The sequence below is a fragment of the Arthrobacter sp. AFG20 genome, from assembly GCF_002892795.1.
In the GTDB taxonomy this organism is placed as follows: domain Bacteria; phylum Actinomycetota; class Actinomycetes; order Actinomycetales; family Micrococcaceae; genus Arthrobacter.
The window spans coordinates 116,935-137,352 of sequence record NZ_PJMC01000008.1; the positions used below are offsets into that span (position 1 = coordinate 116,935).

20 protein-coding genes are annotated in these 20,418 nt (G+C 68.2%); 15 read left to right on the forward strand and 5 right to left on the reverse strand.

Annotation, left to right across the window (positions count from 1 at the left end):
* The first annotated feature begins 8 nt into the window (after positions 1-8).
* From CXZ05_RS11425 to CXZ05_RS11460, 9 genes are read left to right on the forward strand one after another with little or no spacing between them, the layout of a single operon-like run.
* On the forward strand, positions 9-1,802 hold the full coding sequence (locus tag CXZ05_RS11425; RefSeq protein WP_102972718.1) for a nickel-dependent hydrogenase large subunit: 1,794 nt from the start codon (positions 9-11) through the stop codon (positions 1,800-1,802).
* A 3-nt stretch (positions 1,803-1,805) separates the two neighbouring features.
* On the forward strand, positions 1,806-3,038 hold the full coding sequence (locus tag CXZ05_RS11430) for a NifU family protein (RefSeq protein WP_258006548.1): 1,233 nt from the start codon (positions 1,806-1,808) through the stop codon (positions 3,036-3,038).
* Position 3,039: 1 nt separating this feature from the next.
* Positions 3,040-3,777, forward strand: coding sequence for a DUF5947 family protein (locus tag CXZ05_RS11435; RefSeq protein WP_219726549.1), 738 nt, complete (start codon positions 3,040-3,042; stop codon positions 3,775-3,777).
* Entirely contained in the window at positions 3,774-4,427 is a 654-nt protein-coding gene (locus CXZ05_RS11440) for a DUF6084 family protein (RefSeq protein WP_102972719.1), read from the forward strand. Before CXZ05_RS11435 ends, CXZ05_RS11440 begins: the two co-directional genes overlap by 4 nt.
* The gene (locus CXZ05_RS11445; RefSeq protein WP_102972720.1) at positions 4,424-5,806 is read left to right on the forward strand and encodes a phage tail assembly protein; all 1,383 of its coding nucleotides are present in this window, start codon (positions 4,424-4,426) and stop codon (positions 5,804-5,806) included. Before CXZ05_RS11440 ends, CXZ05_RS11445 begins: the two co-directional genes overlap by 4 nt.
* A gap of 14 nt (positions 5,807-5,820) precedes the next feature.
* The gene (locus CXZ05_RS23695; RefSeq protein WP_374754650.1) at positions 5,821-5,925 is read left to right on the forward strand and encodes a hypothetical protein; all 105 of its coding nucleotides are present in this window, start codon (positions 5,821-5,823) and stop codon (positions 5,923-5,925) included.
* On the forward strand, positions 5,922-6,491 hold the full coding sequence (locus CXZ05_RS11450) for a hydrogenase maturation protease (RefSeq protein ID WP_102972721.1): 570 nt from the start codon (positions 5,922-5,924) through the stop codon (positions 6,489-6,491). Before CXZ05_RS23695 ends, CXZ05_RS11450 begins: the two co-directional genes overlap by 4 nt.
* Positions 6,492-6,504: 13 nt before the next feature.
* Positions 6,505-6,810 (forward strand): HypC/HybG/HupF family hydrogenase formation chaperone, encoded by a 306-nt coding sequence (locus tag CXZ05_RS11455; protein ID WP_102972722.1) that lies wholly within the window; start codon positions 6,505-6,507, stop codon positions 6,808-6,810.
* Positions 6,788-7,162, forward strand: coding sequence for a hypothetical protein (locus CXZ05_RS11460; RefSeq protein ID WP_102972723.1), 375 nt, complete (start codon positions 6,788-6,790; stop codon positions 7,160-7,162). Before CXZ05_RS11455 ends, CXZ05_RS11460 begins: the two co-directional genes overlap by 23 nt.
* 53 nt (positions 7,163-7,215) lie before the next feature.
* Here the strand turns inward: CXZ05_RS11460 and CXZ05_RS11465 are convergent, their stop codons facing one another.
* Positions 7,216-7,989, reverse strand: a complete 774-nt coding sequence (locus CXZ05_RS11465) for a DUF6390 family protein (protein WP_102972724.1) — start codon at positions 7,987-7,989, stop codon at positions 7,216-7,218.
* Positions 7,990-8,172: 183 nt separating this feature from the next.
* On the opposite strand from CXZ05_RS11465, the gene CXZ05_RS11470 reads away from it, so the two are divergent.
* The 3 genes from CXZ05_RS11470 (at position 8,173) to CXZ05_RS11480 (ending at position 11,237) form a co-directional block, all read left to right on the forward strand.
* Positions 8,173-9,306, forward strand: a complete 1,134-nt coding sequence (locus tag CXZ05_RS11470) for an ABC transporter substrate-binding protein (protein ID WP_102972725.1) — start codon at positions 8,173-8,175, stop codon at positions 9,304-9,306.
* 214 nt (positions 9,307-9,520) lie between these two features.
* Positions 9,521-10,486, forward strand: coding sequence for an iron ABC transporter permease (locus CXZ05_RS11475; protein WP_102972726.1), 966 nt, complete (start codon positions 9,521-9,523; stop codon positions 10,484-10,486).
* The gene (locus CXZ05_RS11480; protein WP_102972727.1) at positions 10,479-11,237 is read left to right on the forward strand and encodes an ABC transporter ATP-binding protein; all 759 of its coding nucleotides are present in this window, start codon (positions 10,479-10,481) and stop codon (positions 11,235-11,237) included. Before CXZ05_RS11475 ends, CXZ05_RS11480 begins: the two co-directional genes overlap by 8 nt.
* Before the next feature lie 201 nt (positions 11,238-11,438).
* Here the strand turns inward: CXZ05_RS11480 and ppc are convergent, their stop codons facing one another.
* Entirely contained in the window at positions 11,439-14,249 is a 2,811-nt protein-coding gene (gene ppc / locus CXZ05_RS11485) for a phosphoenolpyruvate carboxylase (protein WP_102972728.1), read from the reverse strand.
* A gap of 115 nt (positions 14,250-14,364) precedes the next feature.
* Entirely contained in the window at positions 14,365-14,697 is a 333-nt protein-coding gene (locus CXZ05_RS11490) for a hypothetical protein (RefSeq protein ID WP_102972729.1), read from the reverse strand.
* Positions 14,698-14,772: 75 nt separating this feature from the next.
* Here CXZ05_RS11490 and CXZ05_RS11495 point away from each other — a divergent pair, with 75 nt between their 5' ends.
* Entirely contained in the window at positions 14,773-15,591 is an 819-nt protein-coding gene (locus tag CXZ05_RS11495; RefSeq protein ID WP_102972730.1) for a DUF1684 domain-containing protein, read from the forward strand.
* 104 nt (positions 15,592-15,695) lie between these two features.
* Here CXZ05_RS11495 and CXZ05_RS11500 read toward each other — a convergent pair whose 3' ends face one another.
* Entirely contained in the window at positions 15,696-16,928 is a 1,233-nt protein-coding gene (locus CXZ05_RS11500; RefSeq protein ID WP_374754651.1) for an acyl-CoA dehydrogenase family protein, read from the reverse strand.
* The gene (locus CXZ05_RS11505; protein WP_102972731.1) at positions 16,925-17,755 is read right to left on the reverse strand and encodes an SDR family NAD(P)-dependent oxidoreductase; all 831 of its coding nucleotides are present in this window, start codon (positions 17,753-17,755) and stop codon (positions 16,925-16,927) included. The genes CXZ05_RS11500 and CXZ05_RS11505 overlap by 4 nt, the downstream gene beginning before the upstream one ends.
* 170 nt (positions 17,756-17,925) lie before the next feature.
* On the opposite strand from CXZ05_RS11505, the gene CXZ05_RS11510 reads away from it, so the two are divergent.
* Together CXZ05_RS11510 and CXZ05_RS11515 are read left to right on the forward strand one after the other, a co-directional pair.
* A complete protein-coding gene (locus CXZ05_RS11510) occupies positions 17,926-19,206 on the forward strand; it encodes a glycoside hydrolase family 76 protein (protein WP_102972732.1) in 1,281 nt (426 codons plus the stop codon).
* Between the two features lie 163 nt (positions 19,207-19,369).
* Entirely contained in the window at positions 19,370-20,416 is a 1,047-nt protein-coding gene (locus CXZ05_RS11515; protein WP_102972733.1) for an iron ABC transporter substrate-binding protein, read from the forward strand.
* The last annotated feature ends 2 nt before the right edge of the window (positions 20,417-20,418 follow it).

Below are 20,418 nucleotides of genomic sequence, written 5' to 3' on the forward strand. Positions count from 1 at the left end.
CGAAGACAATGACGTCAACAATTCCCATGGGTTCCGGAAGCGGAACGGGTAACAACAACCTGGTGGAAATGAACTGGGATCCCATCACCAGGATCGTCGGCAGCCTCGGCATCTATACCAAGATCGACTTCGAGAACAACCAGGTGGTGGAATGCAAGAGCACCTCCTCGATCTTCCGCGGCTACTCCATCTTCATGAAGGGCAAGGACCCGCGGGACGCCCACTTCATCACCAGCCGCATCTGCGGTATCTGCGGCGACAACCACGCCACCTGCTCCTGCTATACGCAAAACATGGCATACGGCGTCAAGCCGCCGAACCTGGGCGAATGGATCGTCAACCTGGGTGAAGCGGCGGAGTACATGTTCGACCACAACATCTTCCAGGAAAACCTCGTTGGCGTGGACTACTGCGAAAGGATGGTCTCCGAAACCAACCCCGGCGTCCTCGCCAAGGCCGAAAACACCCGGGCACCCCATGAGGCCGACCACGGCTACCGGACCATCGCCGACATCATGCGCTCGCTGAACCCCTTCACCGGCGAGTTCTACCGGGAGGCCCTGCAGGTCAGCCGCGCCACCCGGGAAATGTTCTGCCTGATGGAGGGCCGCCACGTGCACCCCTCCACGCTCTATCCGGGCGGCGTGGGGACGGTGGCCACCATCCAGCTGATGACGGACTACCTCACCCGGCTCATGCGCTACGTCGAGTTCATGAAGAAGGTCGTCCCGATGCACGACGACCTGTTCGATTTCTTCTACGAGGCACTGCCGGGCTACGAGCAGGTGGGGCTGCGGCGGACGCTGCTGGGCTGCTGGGGATCGCTGCAGGACCCGGACTACTGCAACTTCGAGTACAAGGACATGACCGAGTGGGGCCGGAAGATGTTCGTCACGCCGGGCGTGGTGGTGGACGGCAAGCTGGTCACCACCGACCTGGTACGCATCAATCTGGGCCTGCGGATCATGCTCGGCTCCTCGTATTACGAGGACTGGGAAGACCAGGAAATGTTCGTCACCCACGATCCGCTGGGCAACCCGGTGGACCGCAGGCATCCGTGGAACCAGCACACCAACCCGCGGCCGCAGAAGCGCGACCTCTCAGACAAGTACAGCTGGGTCATGTCCCCGCGCTGGTTCGACGGCCAGGACAACCTCGCCCTGGACACCGGCGGCGGCCCGCTGGCCCGGCTCTGGGCCACGGCGCTCGCCGGACTCGTGGACATCGGCTACATCAAGGCCACCGGCAGGAGCGTCCAGATCAACCTGCCCAAGACCGCGCTGAAGGGGCCGGTCACTTTCGAGTGGAACATCCCGCAGTGGAGCAACACGCTCGAACGCAACCGCGCCCGCACCTACTTCCAGGCCTACGCCGCGGCTGCTGCGCTGCACTTCGCGGAAAAGGCCCTCGAGGAGATCCGGGCCGGCCGGACCAAGACGTGGGAAACCTTCGAGGTCCCGGATGAAGGCATCGGCTGCGGCTTCACTGAGGCGGTCCGCGGAGTCCTGTCCCACCACATGGTGATCCGCGACGGCAAGATCGCCAACTACCACCCCTACCCGCCCACCCCGTGGAATGCCAGCCCCACCGACTCCAACGGCGTGGCCGGCCCCTACGAGGACGCGGTCCAGGGGCAGCCGATCTTCGAGGAAAACGACCGGGAGCATTTCAAGGGCATCGACATCATGCGCACCGTCCGCAGCTTCGATCCCTGCCTGCCGTGCGGTGTCCACATGTACCTGGGCAACGGGCAGACGCTGGACATGCTCCATTCCCCCACCCAGACCCTGACCGGCGAGTAGGCCATGCTCGGCGGGGACCGGCCGGCGCTGCAGAGCGGCGACCAAATCGGCACACTCCTTGACGCCCTCGGCGCCGGCGGGGCGGTGGCCCGCGGCCGTGCCGAGGACCTGGTCCGGCAGGTGACAGACCTTTACGGTGCCGGACTGCAACGGATCATGGAGATCCTGCAGGCCCATGGAAAGCTCGACGACGTCACTCTCGAAGCGCTGACCGCTGACAGCCTGGTCGCCGCCCTCCTGGTGATCCACGGGCTGCACCCCCATCCGCTGGAGGCACGGGTGGCCGCGGCGCTGGACAGTGTCCGGCCCTATCTGGGCTCCCACGGCGGCGACGTGGAACTCGAAGGCATCAGTCCCGACGGCGTGGTGAGGCTCAAGCTGCTGGGCACCTGCCAGGGCTGCCCGTCGTCGTCCGTCACCCTCAAGTACGCCGTTGAGGAGGCCATCCAGAACGCTGCCCCGGAAGTGACGGCCATCGACGTCGTCGAAGCGGAAAAGCAGCCGGGCGCCCCGGCGCTGATCCCGGTGGACTCACTACTTGTCCGGGTGAACAATCCGGCGGGCGGCACACCCGCCGAATCCTGGCACGACATGTCCGGCGGCACGTGGGAACCGGTTCCGGAGATCGCCGGGCTTGAAGCCGGCGAGGTGGCAGGTTTCCTCGTTGGTGGCTACCCCGTGCTGGCCTGCCGTACCGGACAGGACATCTACGCCTACCGCGACTACTGCCCGCGCTGCACCGGTTCCATGGCCGGTGCAGTGCTGCAGCGCGCCCTCGCGGCACCGGTTGGCGGAGGGCTGCTCACCTGCCCCACCTGCCGCGGCCACTTTGATGTGCGGGGGGCAGGCGTCTGCCTCGAGGACAAGGAGCTGCATCTGGAGCCGCTTCCGCTGCTGGTCCGGAACGGAGTGATGTCCGTGGCGGTCCCGACGCTGTCCGCGCAGTCCGCGCCGTTGCCGGTTGCCCCGGTACCGGCAGCCCCGGCAGCCGTGACGCCGGTGCAGGCAATCCCGCTGGTGACACCGGCCGGGCTGGAACCCGTCCCGGCGGCGCCTGGACCGGAACCGGCGGAGCCGGCCCCGGTGCCTGCGGCGGTGTCCGTGTCTGCGGCGGTGTCCGTGCCTGCGGCGGTGTCCGTGCAGTCAGCACCTGCGGTTGGGGCGTCCGTGCCCACCCCGACGCCGGCGCCCGGCATGGCCCCGGAACTGCAGGCAGCCGGCGGACAGGACCGCTGAAATGAACATGGAGAACGGAGGAGGTACAGGGCGCGGCCCGGGAACCGGCCAGGCCAACGGCGCCTTGCCGGTGGCCTTACTGCGGCGGATTTCCGCGAACCGGCCCGCTCCCGCCGCCGGGGAATGCTGCGAAATGTGCGGCGAGCCGATTTCCGATGCACACCAGCACGTGGTGGACCTGGAGAGCCACGCGATGATGTGCACCTGCCGGCCCTGCTACCTCCTCTTCACCGATGCGACCGCCCATCTGCGCTACCGCTCGGTGCCGGACAGGTACCTCTCCTTCCCCGGCTTCGATCTCGGCCTTGGGCAGTGGGACGAACTGGAAATTCCGGTGGGCCTGGCGTTCTTCTTCCGCAGTTCCAAACTCGGCCGCACGGTGGCGTTCTACCCGGGCCCGGCCGGGGCCACGGAATCGGAACTGCCGCTCGCGGCCTGGGACGGCGTGCTGGCCCGCAACCCGGCCCTCGGCCTCGCGGCGCCGGACACCGAGGCGCTGCTGATCCGCGGCCCGGGTCCGGGCAGGGCCGCCGCGGACTGCCACCTCGTTCCGGTGGACGCCTGCTACGAGCTTGTGGGCCGGCTGCGCCGCCTCTGGCGGGGGTTCGACGGCGGCCAGGAGGCACGCGATGCGCTCGCCTCCTTCTTCGACCGGGTCTCCCGGCGCAGCGTTCCGGCGCCAGATTCCGCCAGCGAAGCATCAGGCAGTACGGCGTCCGGCACGGGAGGCTTCCGGTGACCGAGCTTTCCTTCGCCGTGCTGGAGATCCGGCCCGAACCCTACGCCGCCGCACCGCAGATGACGGCCAGGCTGCAGCTGACGGAAGGCACCGGGGCCGTGGTGCACGCTGTGGCGCTGCGCTGCCAGGTCCGGATCCAGCCGCAGCGCCGCGGCTACGCGCCGGAGGAGGAGACGGGTTTGCTGGACCTCTTCGGCGACCGCGGACGCTGGCCCACCACGCTCAAGTCGTTCGTCTGGATGCAATGCAGCACCATGGTGCAGGGTTTCACGGGCAGCACCGAGGCGGACCTCCCACTGCCCTGCACTTTTGATTTCGACGTGGCCGCCGCCAAATACCTGCACGCCCTGCACGCCGGCGAGATACCGCTGGAGCTGCTGTTCTCCGGCACCGTGTTCACAAAAGGGCAGACCGGGTTCACCGTGGAACAGGTGCCCTGGGACCTTGAGGCGTCGTACCGGTTGCCGGTCGCCGCCTGGCGCAGCCTGATGGACCAGTATTTCCCCAACGCCGGATGGATCCGCCTGGACCGCGACGTCCTGGCAGCACTCGCCCGGTACAAGTCCGCCGCGGGTCTCACGTCGTGGGAAGCCGCGGTGGAGAAACTGCTCGCCCAGGCCACGGCCGATGTGTCCGGGGAACGGCCATGAACACCAGCCTCGCCCTTGCCCGTGCCGTCGCCGACGCCGTCCTCTACGAGGGCTACCTGCTCTACCCCTACCGCGCCTCCGCCCAGAAGAACCGTGCCCGCTGGCAGTTCGGCATCCTGGGTCCCCCGGGCGCCGCTGAGGACGGCTGCGGGGAGGAACCCTCCATGTCCGCCGACTGCCTGCTGGCCCCGGGAGCCGAGGCCGGCCTTGAAATCCATTTCCGCTTCCTGCACCTGCAGACGCGCACGGCTGAAAAGGCGGACGACGGCGGCCGGTTCACTCCCGTGGACAGCCTCGCCGTGGGCGGTGCGAACTGGCTGAGCTGGGACGAGGCCGTTGAACAGGAAGTGGCGTTCGGGCCGTTTTCCGTGGCGCAGCTCCGGGCCGGACAGGTCCTGCCCGTGGAGGTCCCGGAGGGACTCGACGTCGAGGAACTCAAGGACGACGCCGGGAGGCCGGCCGGGCGGCTGGTGCGCCGCCGTCGTGCCCTCCGCGGTGAACTGCGGCTCAACGCGGCCGAAGATTCCGGCCGGCTGCTGCGGCTCGGCGTCACCGCGACAAACACGGCCGATCCCCTGCCCGCCGGGAACCGGCAGGACGCCACCGCGGCCTCCTTCATCGGGGCCCACGTGCTGCTCGGCGTGCGGGACGGGGATTTCGTCTCGCTGCTGGACCCTCCGGGGTGGGCGCAGCCGGCGGCCGGGCGGTGCTCCCAGCACCGCTGCTGGCCCGTGCTGGCCGGCCCCGAAGGCCAGACCGACGTGCTGCTGGTCTCGCCCATCATTCTGTACGACCACCCCGCCGTCGCCCCGGAAAGCTCGGTGGCGCTGTACGACTCCACCGAGATCGACGAGATCCTCACCCTGCGGGTGCTGACGCTGACCGACGAGGAAAAGGCCGAGGCGCGGGCGACGGACCCGCGGGCCGCCGCCGTCATCGACCGCTGCGAGGCGATGTCACCGGAGGACCTCCAGCAGCTGCACGGCGCCCTGCGGAACCCGCACGCGTTCGCTCCAGGTCCCGAGGACTATGCCCCGGCCGAATCGTGGGGCACAGCCAGCCAGGACGTCCCATGGTGGAATCCGGAGGCGGAGGCCCGTGTCCGGCCGGACCAGGACGCCGTCGTGATCAACGGTGTCGCGGTGGCGCGCGGCAGCCGTGTGCGCGTGCACCCGAACCGGCGGGCCGACGCCCAGGACTTGTTCTTCGGCGGACAGACCGGGCGGGTCACCAGCGTACATTTCGACGTCGACGGCAGCACCCACGTCGGGCTCGTCCTCGAGCAGGATCCGGCGGCCGATCTCCACGAGGGCTACGGCCGGTCCTTTTACTACGCGCCCGACGAACTGGAGCCGCTGGAGGGAAAGGAAAACCCGTAATGAAGGCAATAGGGATGGCCACTGTTTCAGTGCTGGCAGCGATGGCCCTCTGGGGCATCTACGTCGGGATCCGCGCAGTTCCGGATATCCGGCGGTACATGAAAGTGCGGCGGATGTGACCGCCGACAGCAGGGCCGCGTCCGTGCCGCAAGGGTCCGCCGCGCCAGGGGACGACGAGCGCCCAGGCGGCGTCCTCGTGGCCGGCGTGGGGAACCTGTTCCTGCACGACGACGGCTTCGGCCCCGAGGTGGCACGGCACCTCGCCGAGAATCCGCAGCCGCTGGCCCCCGGCGTCCGCGTGGTGGACTACGGCATCCGCGGCATGCATCTGGCCTACGATCTCCTGGCCGGCGTGGACACCCTGGTCCTCGTGGACACGGTGCCTGCGGACGGGACCTCGGCCCCCGGCAGCATCCGCGTGCTGCGGGTCAGCGCGGCGGACTTGGACGGCAGGGCCATGCTCGATCCCCACGGCATGGACCCGGCGGCCGTGCTGGGCCGGCTTCGGTCCATGGGCGGCAGCCTGCCTGCCACGTATGTGGTGGGTTGTGTCCCCGCAGACCTGTCCGAAGGGATCGGCCTCTCGGCACCGGTGGCCGCGGCGGTACCCAAGGCGGCCGCCGCCGTCGGGTCCCTGCTCGGCCGGCACTCTTCCACTCCACGCCCGTTTTCCACTTCAAAGTAGGCGGTGTCTGTACATGTGCCTCGGAATACCCGGCAGGGTCGTTGAACTCCTCGAGGGGTACGGCGGCCAGCTCGCCCTCGTCGATGTGGCAGGAGTGCGGCGGAAGATCAATATCGGACTGCTGGATGAGGGGCCCCTGGTACCCGGCACATGGGTCCTGATCCACATGGGCTTTGCGCTGGAACGCATGGATGCCGCGGGCGCGGAACAGGCCATGGAAGGACTGGAGCTGATGGGCCGCCCGGCGGACACCGGCCCCGGATCCCAACCGGCACAACCACCACAAGGAGAGCAGCATGTCACCCACGAACCAGCCTGACCCCGCCGGCGAGGAGACGGGCGCCGCCCAGGGCGCCGCAGAGGGCACCGCTGAGGGCACCGCGCCAGGGACAGCCCGGGCTTTCGGCAGCGAACCGCCGCTGAAGGAACCCGCCCAGCCCGGAGCGGACGAAACCCCTGAAGACGCGGCACCTGCTCCGGCCGACGTCGGCGTCAGCACCACCCGCAGGGGCGAGGACGTCATCAAGGAGGAGGGTACCGAACCGGGACGCGAGCACGCGGGAACCGATGATTCGCCTGCCGGCCGGCCAGCCGGCGAGTCGTCCGCCCGCGATGCGACGGCCGTCAAGACCCCCGAGCATCCCGACGGTGCGGCGCCGCAGTCACCGTAGGCGGCCGCAGAAGCTGTTCGCAGGGGTTGGTGTCCGGGCGCTGCTGCTCGCTGCTAATGTTCGAGCGCTATGGCTGCGCCGCGGTGTTCGACGCCGCTGTTGGCAATCCGGAGGTGCCGCGCCGTAAAGTGCTTGAGCTGCTGCAGTTGGTGGGTGGAGAGGCGGTCGCATACCCAGTCCCAGTGCAGTGAGACAACGTCGCCTACTGCCAGCCCGGCCACGAAACCGGTCCCGTTCACGGCAAACTTGGCTGATTCCACCACGGGCTCGCCGATGTCCAGGGCTGTGCCGTCCCATACCAGCGGCCGGGACCGCACGACGGCGTCGTCCCCGGATATCGCGAGCACCTGTCCCCAGCGGATCCGGCACCTGTCCAGCACGTTCAGCGCGGTGGCGTGCCGGCGTTCGTCGCGGAGCAGGCCCAGCCACGGGTAGATTTCGAACACGTGGAAACTGTGGTGCGGGACCCCGCCGGCCAGCACGCCTTCCACCAGATGCGGGAACTGCCGCCCGGTGCGCGCCCGGAACCTGTCCTCCATGGAATTGCCGAGGTTGGCGATGCCGACGGTATCCAGCAGGCTGTTGCCCACCCAGTAGGCCTCCACCACGCGGACGTCCAGCGGATCGGCGATGCCATGCGATCCGGCGATCAGTTCGAGGTAGGGCCAGGCTCCGGCAAAGCCCTTGGCCAGTTCGCGGAGCCCCTGGTCCGTGACGCCGGACTGCCCGTAATGCAGCAGGGCGTCGCTGTCCGGCGGGCCGCAGCTGCCCCGTGAATTGGGCGGATAGGCATAGCGGACGAACAACTGGGCACCATCGATAACCATCCCGTGGCCACCTTCTGCGAGCGTCCTCTGAAAGTAGCACCCGGCCATGGTGCCGACAAGGGACCGGCCGCGGGCCGGCAGGTCCGGGCAGCGAGACCGGCCCGTCGCCGAACGCAGGAGAAAGCGTTGACAGCCCTGCCCCCGAAGCGGATGCTGTGAAGACCCACGCGCAGGGAGTCAACGATGACAGCTGCAGACCTAAACCGCCGCTCCGCCCTACAGGTGTTTATGGCGGGCGGCTCCGCCGCCCTGCTGGCCGGATGCGGCGCATCCGGCACCGCCCCGCCGTCGTCCCCTGCGGGCAGCACCAACAGCATCAGCCTCACGGACCAGCGGGGCCGGACCCTGTCCTTTGACCGGCCGGTGGCCCGGGTTGTCACCATCCCGATGCCGTCGGCGTCCCTTCTGGTTGCCGTCGACCGCAGCGCCGACCATCTCGCGGCCCTGCACAACGCCTCCTGGGTGGCCATGCGCGACGGCATCATGGGCTCCATGTTTCCTGCCGCCCTGGGTCTCCCGCACGACATCGCCACCCAGGACTTCACCGCCAACGTTGAAAGCATCCGGGCGCTCAACCCGGACGTGGTGGTCCAATGGTCGGACGCGCAGCTCATCGAGCCCCTGGAGAAGGCGGGGCTTCAGGTTCTGGGGCTGAAAAACTCCGGCACCCAGGAGGACGTCGACGCATGGGTCGCCATGTTCGCCGCCATGCTCGGCAAGCCCGAACGTGCCACCGAGCTCAAGACCCGTAGCGACCGGGAGCTTGCCGAGGTCAAGTCCCTGGCGGCCGGGCGCGCATCCAAGGGCCCGAGCATCCTGTACTTCAACCGCTTCACCGGCGGGCTCAAGGTTGCCGGCGCCAACAGCTACAACGACTTCTACATCAAGCTCGTGGGCGGCTCCAACCCGCCAACAGGCAAGGACCCGCTGACCGGTTCCGGGATGGTGGGCGTGGACATCGAGCAGGTCCTGCGCTGGGACCCCGAGGTCATCCTGCTGGGCAACTTCGACGCCGCCATGCCGCAGGACATCTACTCCGACCCGGTGTGGCAGAACGTGGCCGCGGTCCGCTCGAAGCGCGTGTACAAGGTACCGCTGGGCGGCTACCGCTGGGATCCGCCCGGGCAGGAGTCGGCGCTGATGTGGCACTGGCTCGGCGACATCGCCTTCCCGCAGCAGAGGTCGGCGGTGCGGAGCAAGGCTTCCGAATACTTCAGGTTCCTGTACAACCACGAACTCACCAACGCTGAGCTGGACAAGATTCTCCGGACCGCGGAGAACGGGCAGTCCGCCAACTACCGGCAGTTCAATGCTTGATGAGGCAGGTTCCCCGCGGCTAGGCAGGCGGCGGCCCGGCGGCCCGGGGCCAGCGCAGCCGGCACTGCCACGAGCGGGCCCGGCTACCGGCTCGGGCCGCGCTGTAAAACCGCAGGCACGGGAACACACGCTTGGGAAACGAGAGGCGGGAGAACGACGGCGGGAACCCGCCGTCGTCGTTCCCATTGCCCTCACTGCCTGCTTCCTTTTCGCAGTGGCGGTGCTGGCACTCGCGATGGGGCGGTACAGCGTGCCGCTGGACCACGTGGTCCAGATCCTGACGGCACAGCTCGTGCCGGTCCCGGTTCAAGCCAGCGGCACCGAACAGAACGTGGTGCTGCTGGTCCGGCTGCCCCGGGTCCTGCTCGCTTTGCTGGTGGGCGGCGGCCTGGCGATTGGCGGCGCAGCGCTGCAGGCCATTTTCCGCAATCCCCTGGTCAGCCCCGAGATCATCGGCGTGTCTGCCGGCGCATCCTTCGGCGGAGCCCTGGCGCTGCTGCTCGGACTGGGTCCGATCCTCCTGGTGGGCGGCTCCTTCGTGTGCGGGCTGCTGGCACTCGGGACCCTGTTCCTGATCACCTCGGGCCGCGCCGGGACGCCGATGCTCATGATCGTGCTCGGCGGCGTGGTCACCGGGTCCTTCTTTTCAGCCTTGGTGGCCCTGGTGACCTACATCGCGGACCCCAACACCACGCTGCCCGCCATCGTCTTCTGGCTGCTGGGCAGCGTATCCACGGCAACCTTCGCCAAAGTGGCGGTGGCCCTGATCCCTGTCCTTGGCGGGGCCGCCGTCCTCGTGGCCCTGCGCTGGCGGATCAACGTGCTGTCCCTCGGCGACGAGGACGCGGCCGCCCTGGGCGTGCGCCCGCGCCCGCTCCGCTGGGTGGTGCTCGTGGCGGTTGCCTTGATCGTGGCCGGCGCAGTGGCGGTCAGCGGCGCCGTCAGCTGGGTGGGTCTCGTGATCCCGCACCTTGCCCGGATGTGGGTGGGACCGGACCACCGTGTCCTCCTGCCCGTGTCCTTCCTGCTCGGCGGCGCCTACATCGCTCTGGTGGACACCATCGCCCGCACCGCCACCGCCGGGGAGATCCCGCTCGGCGTCCTCACGGCCCTGATCGGCGCGCCCGTGTTCTTCCTGCTCCTGCGCCGTAACCGGGAGAAGGTCTGGGACAGTGCTTGAACTCGACGGAGTGGGCTTCGGCTACTCGCCCCGGGACTGGGTGTTCCGCGGCGTCAGCTTCCGCGTGCCGCCGGGGACCGCCACCGCCGTGTTGGGTCCCAACGGCAGCGGCAAGACCACGCTGGTGCGCTGTGCCGCCGGGCTGCTGGACCCGCAGGAGGGAGTGGTCCGGCAGAGTGAGAGCGCCGGCTACGTCCCGCAGGCCCACGGCAGCGCCTTTGCCTACCGGGCGCTGGACATGGTCCTCATGGGGCGGGTACGGCACGTTGGCGTGTTCCGGACGCCCGGGCCATGCGACCATGACGCAGCTCTGGACGCGATGGAGCGGGTGGGCGCGGCGGGGCTGCGGGACCGGCGTTTCCCCACCCTCAGCGGGGGCGAGCAGCAGCTCATACTGATCGCCCGGGCGATCGCCGCAGGCTCGCCCATCCTGGTGCTGGACGAGCCCGCCACCGGTCTCGACCTCAAGAACCAGGCACGCGTCCTGACGCTGCTGCGCGAACTGATGGCCGACGGCATGGCCCTGCTCCTGAGCACCCACCATCCCGACCACGCCCTGCACCTGGCCGACCGGGTGGTCCTGCTGGGCCGCTCGGGGGTGCGGACCGGCCACGCTGCGGAGCTCCTGACCGACGCCGAACTCTCGGCCCTCTACGGTGTGCGCGTGAGCACTATGGCCTATTCCGACGACGGCGACGGCTTCCCCAGCAGCACGCCCCGCCGGACCATCGTGGTGCACTACGGCACCTGACGCTTCCTCACTTTTCGCAACAATTCCATCAACCCTTCCTCAGCTCCTGTCGCCTCAAGCCAAACCCTCCCGCAGATCCCGTCGGTTCCTTCCAAACCCTCCCGCAACGGGTGAGGAAGCGTCTGGAAGGAACCGACGAAAAGTGAGGAAGCGTCCGGAAGGGACCGACGAAAAGTGAGGAAGCGTCTGGGGCGGTGTGGGTTACCCGGTGTTGCGGAGACCTGCTGCCACGCCGTTGACGGTGATGAGCATGGCCCGCTGCAGTCGCTCGTCGATCTCGCCGGCGCTAATGCTGGCACCTTCTGCGCGCACGCGGCGGAGCAGTTCCACCTGGAGGTAGCTGATCGGGTCGAGGTACTGGTCACGGATTTCCAGGGACCGCTTGAGCGTGGGCTGGGCGTCCAGCAGCAGGTTCTCGCCGGTGAGGTTCTGGATCTCTGAGACGGTGAGCTCGTACTCTTCGCGGATGGCGCGGAAAAGATGGTGCAGTTCCACCGGGACCAGTGTGTCCACGTAATATCCGGCGATCTCCATGTCCGTCTTGGCGAGGGTCATCTCCACGTTCGACAGGACGGAGCGGAAGAAGTGCCAGCCGTGCATCATCTCGACGAGCTGGGCGGAGTTCCCGGCTTCCCGTGCCGCTTTCAGCCCGGAGCCGACGCCGAACCAGCCCGGCACGATCTGCCGGGACTGGGTCCAGCCGAAGACCCATGGGATGGCACGCAGGCCGCCCAGCCCGGCACCGGAATCCGGTCGCTTGGACGGGCGGGAACCGATGTTCAGCGAACCGAGCTGCTCCACCGGCGTCGAGGCCAGGAAGTACGCCGGCAGGTCCGGGTGGTCGATGAGGCTGCGGTAGCGGGCGAACGCGGCGTCGGAGATGGTCTCCATGACATGCCCGAACCGCTCGCGCTGGTCGTCCGAGGTACGCGGCGTGCGGTGCAGCGCAGAGCCCTGCAGCACGGCAGCGAGGGACAGCTCCAGGTTTTCCCTGGCAAGTTCCGGCAGGGAGTACTTGTCCGAGATGACCTCGCCCTGTTCGGTGAACTTGATTTCGCCTTCGAGGACACCGTTCGGCTGCGCCAGGATGGCGTCGTAAGTGGGTCCGCCGCCGCGGCCCACGGAACCACCGCGCCCGTGGAACAGTCGCACGCGGACGCCGTGCTTCGAGGCGATGTCGCGCAGCTTCCTCTGGGTCTTGTGGATTTCCCACTGGCTGGTCATCACGCCGGATTCCTTGTTGGAGTCCGAGTAGCCGAGCATGACTTCCTGGACGTCCCCGCGAAGCCGGACCAGCTCGCGGTAGGACGGGTCGGACAGCAGCTGGTCCACGATCTCCGCCGAGGCACGCAGCTCGTCGACGGTCTCCAGCAGCGGCGCGAAGCCGATCTTGGCGTACGGGGCATCACCGAAGATGCTGACCAGGCCGGCCTCGCGCGCCAGGACGGCAGCAGCCAGGACGTCGTCAGCGCCCCGGGTCATGGAGATGATGTAGGTCTCGATGACGTCCGGCCCGTACGTGCGCAGGGCACGGCGGATCTCACGGAAAACGTCGTACGTGCCGTCAGCGGCGCCGTCGAGCTTGATCGGGTGGCCGGAAAGCGGACGGCGGGAGGCGAGCTCGGCGCTCAGGACCTCGAGGCGCTCGCCGCGGGTCAGTTCTGCATAGCGGATGCCGGGACCGCCGAGGCGGTCCATGAGCTGACCGACGGCGTCGTGGTGGTGGTCGGCGTGCTCGCGGATGTCGAGGGTGGCCAGGTGGAGGCCGAAGGAGGCGATGGCCCGGCGGACACGTGCCAGCGCCCCGTCCGCGGCAAGGGACGCCGAGTGGTTGCGCAGGGACAGTTCCAGCAGCTCGAGTTCGGCGATGAGCTCCTCGGTGGAGGTGTAGTCACGTCCCGGCTGGTGCTTGGACCCCGCGGCCACCCGCTTGCCGGTGTTGATGAGCTTGGCCTTCATGCAGGTCAGCTTCAGCCGGTAGGGCTCCTGGGCATTGAGTTCCAGGATGCGGCGGTCCAGGCCGGGGAGCTTCGCGAGGTCGGCATCGATCGAATCGAGGAGCGCCTGGTCGGCGCCGGCGAGGGCGGTGGAGTTGGACAGGACGGAGATGAGTTCGTCGATCATGGCAATGCTGATCCGGACGGCATGCTGGTTCTGCAGCTGCAGAATCTCGTGCGTGACGGCGGCCGTGACGTTGGGGTTGCCGTCGCGGTCACCGCCGATCCAGGAGCCGAACCGGATCGGGGCGTTCTGGGCCGGCAGTGTGACGCCGTGCTCGCCGAGCAGTTCCGAGAAATCCGTCAGCATCTCCGGCAGCGCGTCCGTCAGGATGCTGTCGAGGTAGTAGATGGCGTTGCGGGCCTCGTCCACGGGAGTGGGCCGCACCTGGCGCAGTTCGTCCGTCTGCCACATCTGGTCGATCATCTCGGACAGCTGCCGGTCCTGCCGGCGCCGGGCGCTGGTGCCCTCCTCGGTGGGCTGGGCCAGCACGTCCGAGAGCTTGCGGATCTTGTCCAGCACGGAGCGGCGGGATGCCTCGGTGGGGTGCGCGGTGAAGATCGGGCGCACATCCAGCTCGTTGACGACTTCCTGCAGCACCGCCGGGCCGGCTTGCCCCGCGATGTCCTCGACGGCCTTGGCCAGCCAGCCGTCCTTCTCCTGCCGGGTGCGCAGCCCGCGGACCCGGTGGACCTGTTCGGCGGCGTTGGCGAGGTGGAAGTAGAAGGCGAAGGCCCGGACCAAATCGGTCGCCTGCTCGAGCGGCAGGGAGGCGAGCAGCTCGCGGACCTGGGCAACGACGTCGTGCGCGCTCCAGGGGCCGGTGGCCTCCGCGCCGCCCCGGGCGGCCTCCTTGGATTCCTTGGTGAGCAGGCGCACCTGCTCTACCAGGTCGAGGAGTTCGGGGCCGTGCTGGCGGACCAGCGATTCGCCCAGCAGGGTGGAGACCCGGCGTACGTCGGCGCGGAGTTCGGCGGCGAGATCTGTTTCTGAATTCATTGCAGTGTCAGCCATGGAAACTATCTTTCGAGTGTTCGACTTTGGCTCGTACACTGCGCTGGATACTGTGAGCCCGGTTACTGTTCCTATGGGATGTTACCCGCAGCCGGCCGGAGCCCGGGAATATGTCTCAGATGTTGTCGGGCCCTTGAACCGGAGCGGCCGGTGGCTGTAGAGGGGCGGCGGGCAGCCGGATCCGGCCCGAATACGGACCGTCGGCCTCCGGTCCGAGACCCGCGCTGGGCGCTTCATGCCGCTTTCGTTTCTGTTCCTCCCGCGCCGCCAACGCCTCCGAATGCGTCGGGGTGCCGGTGGCGGGATCGAACCCTGCCAGGGCGCTGCCCAGGGTTCCCGCGGCACCTTTCGGATCGACGCCCCGCTTCTGCACAGCCATCCCCGCGAAGGTCAGCGCCGACACGATGGCAACGCACACCAGCACCGTCAAAACAGCGTCCAGGGCCATACCCCAAGGCTACGCCTGCCGCGGCCGGGGGTTGACCCCTAAGCTGGCCAGGTTGGCATACACGTTGGAGGACACATGAGCACCGCAGCAGACGCCCAGCTGGAGCGCTGGCTCCGCTTCCGCAAAGGCCGCAACACAGCACTCGCGGCCGAACACGGCTGGCTCACGCTCACATCGTTCCAGTGGCTGGAAAGCCAGCCGGGCGCCGTCGACCTCGTCCCCGGACTGTGGTCAGCGGACGGCACGACGGCGACGCTCACCGCCGCGGCGTCCGACGGGCTGACGCTCGTGGAGACCGGGGAGCCGGTGGACGGGACGGTCAGTGCGCAGCTCGCCAATGAGGAGTCGCTCATGTGGGTGCAGTTCGGCGGCGCGGACGGCCGGCAGGTTGTGGTGGAACTGGCGATGCGTGCGGACAGGTACGCGATCCGCACCCGGGATTCCGCGTCGCCGGTGTTCACCGAGTTCGACGGCGTGCCCACCTTTGATTACCGGCCCGATCTTGCGGTGGAGGCCAGGTTCGAGGCCTACCCGGAGCCGGTGGACGTGCCCATTTCCACGGCCAATCCGCTGGTGGACGGGGTGCACCGCAGCGTTGGCGAACTGGTGTTCCGGCTGCCCGGCAAGGACCACGAGTACCGGCTACATGCCGAGGAGGAGAAGCTTGGCGCCCTGACAGTCACGTTCCATGACGAGACGAACGGCGACACGACCGACGAATGGCGGAAGGTGTCCACCGCTCGCCCGCGGCCGGACGGCTCCGTGGTTTTGGACTTCAACCGCGCCATCAACTACCCCAGCGCCTTCACGCCCTACGGCACGTGCCCGATGCCGGTCCGGAACAACAGCCTGGACGCGCGGATCGAAGCCGGGGAGAAGCAGCCCGCCTCTTGAGCCGGCGTCCCCTCAGCCCAGCCACAAGCGCGAACGAACACTTAAGGCCCCGCACCGCAGGGCCTCAAGTGTTCGTTCGCGCTCCGAACGCTGCGCGAGATGCGTCAGACGATCGCGGACACACCGGTGACTTCGCGGCCCACGATCAGCGTGTTGATCTCGTACGAGCCCTCGTAGGTGTAGATGGCCTCGGCGTCGGCGAAAATCTTGGCCATCCGGTAGTCCGTGACGATGCCGTTGCCGCCCAGGATGGAGCGGCCCATCGCCACAGTTTCGCGCATCCTCGCCGATGTGTACGACTTGGCCAGCGCCACCTGCGCCATGCCAACGCCCTGCTCCTGCAGCTGCGCGACCCGGGCCATCATCCCCATGCTCGCGACGGCGTTGCCCAGCATGGACACCAGCTGCTGCTGGATGAGCTGGAACTTCGCCAGCGGCCGGCCAAACTGCTGGCGTTCGACGGCGTACTGCCGGGCGACGTCGAACGCCGCCAGCTGCTGCCCCACGGCCTGCCACCCGACCATGATGCGCGAGCCGCGGAGCAGTTCGTTGGTGTCCTCGAAGCTGCCGATTCCGGAAAAGCGGTCGGCCTCGGCAACCCGCACGTTGTCGAAAACGATGTCGGCGTTCTGCACGGTCCGCAGCGCGATCTTATTCTCGATCCGGCTGCGGCCCACCCCGGGCAGGGCCGCGTCCACGATGAAGCCGCGGACCGCGCCGTCGGCCTCGTCCCGCGCCCACACCAGCATGTAGTCGCAGAACGTGCCGTTGCCGATCCACCGCTTGGCGCCGTTCAGCACCCAGCAGTCCCCGCCGCCGTCGGGATCTCCAGTACGGCCCGATATCCGGCGTGCCCGCGTCTCCATGCCGCCGGCGACGTCGGAGCCGTGGTCCGGTTCGGTCAGGGCAAACGCACCCGTGGTCCTGAGGTTCGAGGCGTCGCCGAGGTACCGGTTGCGCTGGTCCTCGGAGCCGAACCGGTAGAGCGACTCGACGAAGAGGTCGTGGTGGACCATGAAAAACGTGGCGATCGACGTGTCCACGCGCGTCATCTCCGCGATCACCAGCCCCGCAAACAGGTGACTGTAGCCGCGCTGGGCGGGCGTGCTCAGCTGCAGGGCGGCCAGCTTGGGCAGGATGTGCGCCGGAAATTCAGCCTTGTTCCACCAGTCCCCGGCGAACGGCGCGATCTCCGCGGCCAGGAACTCCCGCAGTTCGCCCAGCTTGCGCTGTTCGGAGGCGCTCAGCAGGGACTCGTAGCCGAAAAAGTCGGCGGTGGGCAGGGTGTCGACGGCGGATATCACCTGGGTGGCCCCGCCCGGTTTGGTGCCGGTCACTTCGGGCCCATCCGGATGGCGCCGTCGAGGCGGATGGTTTCCCCGTTGAGCATGGCGTTCTCCACGATGTGCGCGGCGAGGTTTGCATACTCGGCGGGCCGGCCCAGGCGGGACGGGTGCGGGACCTGCCGGCCCAGGGACTCCTGCGCCTCCGGCGGCAGCCCGGCCATCATCGGGGTCTCAAAAATCCCGGGCGCGATGGTCACCACGCGGATCAGGGACCGGGCCAGTTCGCGGGCCAGAGGCAAGGTCATGGCGGCCACACCGCCCTTGGATGCAGCATAGGCAGGCTGGCCGATCTGCCCGTCGAACGCGGCTACCGAGGCGGTGTTGATAATAACGCCGCGTTCCTCTCCGCCGAGCTCGGTGACAGCAGGCTCAGTGGCGGCAATGGCAGCGGCGGCCAGCCGGACCACGTTGAAGGTCCCCACCAGGTTGATCTGGATGACGCGGCGGAAGGTCTCCAGCGGCAGCACGCCGTCGCGCCCCAGGACCTTGCCCGGCGTGGCGATGCCGGCGCAGTTCACCACGATCCGCAGCGGTCCCATCCCGACGGCGGCGTCCACAGCGGCCTGCACCTGATCCTCGTTGGTCACGTCCGCGGGAACGAAAACCGCTTTGGGGGCTGCCACCTCGCGGCCTGAAGCGGTGCCCGAAAGGTTCTGCGGGCCGGCCGCATTCAGCTCGTCGGCGTACGCGGCACCGGCCGAGGTGCCGAGGTCGGCGAGAACCACAGAGGCGCCGGCGTCGAACAGCCGTCGGGCCGTGGCGGCGCCCAGACCGGATGCACCGCCCGTGATGAGCGCGACGGAACCCTCGATCTCCATACATCCTCCTTGATGCGGAACCGGTCGACGCGGATCCGGATCCCGGCCGCGAACGTTAGTTAGTGAATGTTAACTGAAACGGCGGGCGGATGCATCCCGCCCGGGCCGCTTTAGGCTGACTGTTCGCCACGCTGCCGGTTGCCGGGCTGGCGGTTCGCTAGGCTGGCCGAATGATCCAGCCAGATGCTGACGCCACGCCAGATGGCAGCCCCGCCCCCGCAACGGCCTGGGCAGAGCGGGCCGACGAGGCCGCACGGTCGGTAACGCACCTGTTCGGCCAGCGGCTGTTCTTCCTGCCCGGGACGCACATCGCAGCCACCGCCCGCCCCTCCGGCCGCATCGAGAACCTCCGCCGCCCGTGGCACTACTGGTGGCAGGCGCATTATCTGGATTGCCTTGTGGACGCGGGTTTTCGCGAACTCGGGAGGGCTGGGCGGCCGCCGGAAAAGTTCGACGGCGGCACCCGCCCCAGTGCTGGCCAGCTCGCTTCACGGCTGGTCACCGGCATCCGGCTGCGGAATTTCCTGACGTTCGTCAACCATTACTACGACGACATGGCCTGGCTGGCCCTCTCCACACTCCGGCTGGAGCGGCTGGCCGAGGAGAGCCGCCGGCCCAGCACCCGGCGGCAGGAGAGGATCCGCAAGAGCCTGACGCTGCAGTTCGACTCGGCATCCACCGACGACCTGGGCGGCGGCACGTTCTGGAGCACCAAGCGGGACTTCAAGAACACCCCGGCCACGGCACCGGTGGCGCTCTACTATGCCCGCACGGGCAACACCGCCAAGGCGCAGGCCCTGCTCGACTGGCTGGACGCGCGGCTGTTCGACCCCACCCGCGGGCTCTACCTCGACGGCATCCGGATCCGCAGCACCGGGGAGACCGTGCTGGAGGAGGCCATCTACACCTACAACCAGGGGCCCGTCCTGGGTGCCCTGCTGGAGCTCGGCGGCACCGCCAACCTGGAACGCGCATCGACCGTGGTGCGCGCAGTGGCGGCGCACCTCACCCTGCCAGAGGCCGGCGGCAGGAAGGCCGGCAACAGCACAGGCGCCGACGCCAGCCCCGCACCCAGCCTGATTCTGCGCTGCGACGGCACCGGTGACGGCGGACTGTTCACCGGCATCCTCACCCGCTACCTGGCACTGGCCGCCAACGACCAACGGCTGCCGCAGGACGTCCGGGCCACCGCCGCCGGGCTGGTGACCGGCACGGCCGGGGCCCTCTGGGCTAACCGCCGGCTGATCGCGGCAGGCGAACCGCTGGCCCGGCACGGGCTGGGCGGCGATCCGGTGTTCTCCTCGGAACCCCGGCGGCCGGCGAGCGACACATATCCGCCGGGCGCCGCCGTCGAACTTTCCACCCAGCTTCAGGCCTGGATGGCATTGGAGGCAGCGGCATCAGTAACGGCGGCGCCGGCAACAGCGGGCTCCGAGTCGGGTGCCAATTAGGACACGCAACAGTGTCGTAATTGATGTGATCCTCATCACTTAAGGCCTTTGTCGCTTGGTGCTTAGGTTTGGCTAACCTACAGTTTTTCGAGTGAGCTTCACCTAACTTCCCCAGCTCACGGCGGGCCTGGCCCACGAGACTTTTGCAGAAAGAAGCACCCCGATGAAGATCCGCATTAACGCGCTGGCCGGCATCGCGATCGCCGCCACCGCAGCCCTGGGCCTCTCGGCCTGCGGCTCCAGCACCTCCCCCGCTGCCTCGTCCTCGGCTGACGCCTCCAAGGGCGAGATCACTGTCTACAACGCCCAGCATGAAAGCCTCACCAAGGAATGGGTGGACGCTTTCACCGCGGAAACCGGCATCAAGGTGACGCTCCGCCAGGGTGATGACACCGAGATGTCCAACCAGATCGTCCAGGAAGGCGCAGCCTCACCGGCGGACGTCTTCCTTACCGAGAACTCCCCCGCAATGGCGCAGGTGGAAAACGCCGGCCTGTTCGCCGACGTCAACAAGGACACGGTGGCCCAGGTCCCGGCGGAGTTCCGCCCCAGCACCAACAAGTGGACCGGCATTGCCGCCCGCTCCACCGTCCTGGTCTACGACAAGAACAAGATCTCCGAGGACAAGCTGCCGAAGTCCATGCTGGACCTGGCCAAGCCGGAGTGGAAGGGCAAGTGGGCAGCCTCCCCGAGCGGCGCCGACTTCCAGGCCATCGTCTCCGCCCTCGTTGAGCTCAAAGGTGCGGCCGCTGCCGAGGCGTGGCTGAAGGGCATGAAGGAAAACTTCACCGCCTACAAAGGCAACAGCACCGCCATGAAGGCAGTGAACGCCGGCGAGGTTGATGCCGCGCTGATCTACCACTACTACTACTACGGCGACCAGGCAAAGACGGGCGAGAACTCCAAGAACGTCACGCCGTACTACTTCAAGAACCAGGACCCGGGCGCATTCCTGTCCGTCTCCGGCGGCGGTGTGCTGAAGTCCTCGAAGAATGCCGAGAACGCCCAGGCCTTCCTGAAGTTCATCACCGGCAAGAAGGGCCAGGAAGTCCTGCAGAAGGGCACGTCCTTCGAATACGCCATCGCTTCGGGCGTCCCCGCCAACGAGAAGCTGGTTCCCATCAAGGAACTTCAGGCTCCCACCGTGGACCCCGCCAAGCTGAACTCCGAGAAGGTCACGGAACTGATGACCAAGGCAGGACTGCTCTAATT

Excerpts from the sequence above, each read along its gene's own strand:
- ppc (WP_102972728.1), bottom strand. The coding sequence starts at position 14,249 with ATGGCTGACACTGCAATGAATTCAGAAACAGATCTCGCCGCCGAACTC.
- CXZ05_RS11505 (WP_102972731.1), bottom strand. The coding sequence starts at position 17,755 with ATGGAGATCGAGGGTTCCGTCGCGCTCATCACGGGCGGTGCATCCGGT.
- CXZ05_RS11515 (WP_102972733.1), top strand. The coding sequence starts at position 19,370 with ATGAAGATCCGCATTAACGCGCTGGCCGGCATCGCGATCGCCGCCACC.
- CXZ05_RS11495 (WP_102972730.1), top strand. The coding sequence starts at position 14,773 with ATGAGCACCGCAGCAGACGCCCAGCTGGAGCGCTGGCTCCGCTTCCGC.
- CXZ05_RS11460 (WP_102972723.1), top strand. The coding sequence starts at position 6,788 with ATGTCACCCACGAACCAGCCTGACCCCGCCGGCGAGGAGACGGGCGCC.
- CXZ05_RS11465 (WP_102972724.1), bottom strand. The coding sequence starts at position 7,989 with ATGGTTATCGATGGTGCCCAGTTGTTCGTCCGCTATGCCTATCCGCCC.
- CXZ05_RS11490 (WP_102972729.1), bottom strand. The coding sequence starts at position 14,697 with ATGGCCCTGGACGCTGTTTTGACGGTGCTGGTGTGCGTTGCCATCGTG.
- CXZ05_RS23695 (WP_374754650.1), top strand. The coding sequence starts at position 5,821 with ATGGCCACTGTTTCAGTGCTGGCAGCGATGGCCCTCTGGGGCATCTAC.
- CXZ05_RS11430 (WP_258006548.1), top strand. The coding sequence starts at position 1,806 with ATGCTCGGCGGGGACCGGCCGGCGCTGCAGAGCGGCGACCAAATCGGC.
- CXZ05_RS11445 (WP_102972720.1), top strand. The coding sequence starts at position 4,424 with ATGAACACCAGCCTCGCCCTTGCCCGTGCCGTCGCCGACGCCGTCCTC.
- CXZ05_RS11425 (WP_102972718.1), top strand. The coding sequence starts at position 9 with ATGACGTCAACAATTCCCATGGGTTCCGGAAGCGGAACGGGTAACAAC.
- CXZ05_RS11435 (WP_219726549.1), top strand. The coding sequence starts at position 3,040 with ATGAACATGGAGAACGGAGGAGGTACAGGGCGCGGCCCGGGAACCGGC.
- CXZ05_RS11510 (WP_102972732.1), top strand. The coding sequence starts at position 17,926 with ATGATCCAGCCAGATGCTGACGCCACGCCAGATGGCAGCCCCGCCCCC.
- CXZ05_RS11470 (WP_102972725.1), top strand. The coding sequence starts at position 8,173 with ATGACAGCTGCAGACCTAAACCGCCGCTCCGCCCTACAGGTGTTTATG.
- CXZ05_RS11455 (WP_102972722.1), top strand. The coding sequence starts at position 6,505 with ATGTGCCTCGGAATACCCGGCAGGGTCGTTGAACTCCTCGAGGGGTAC.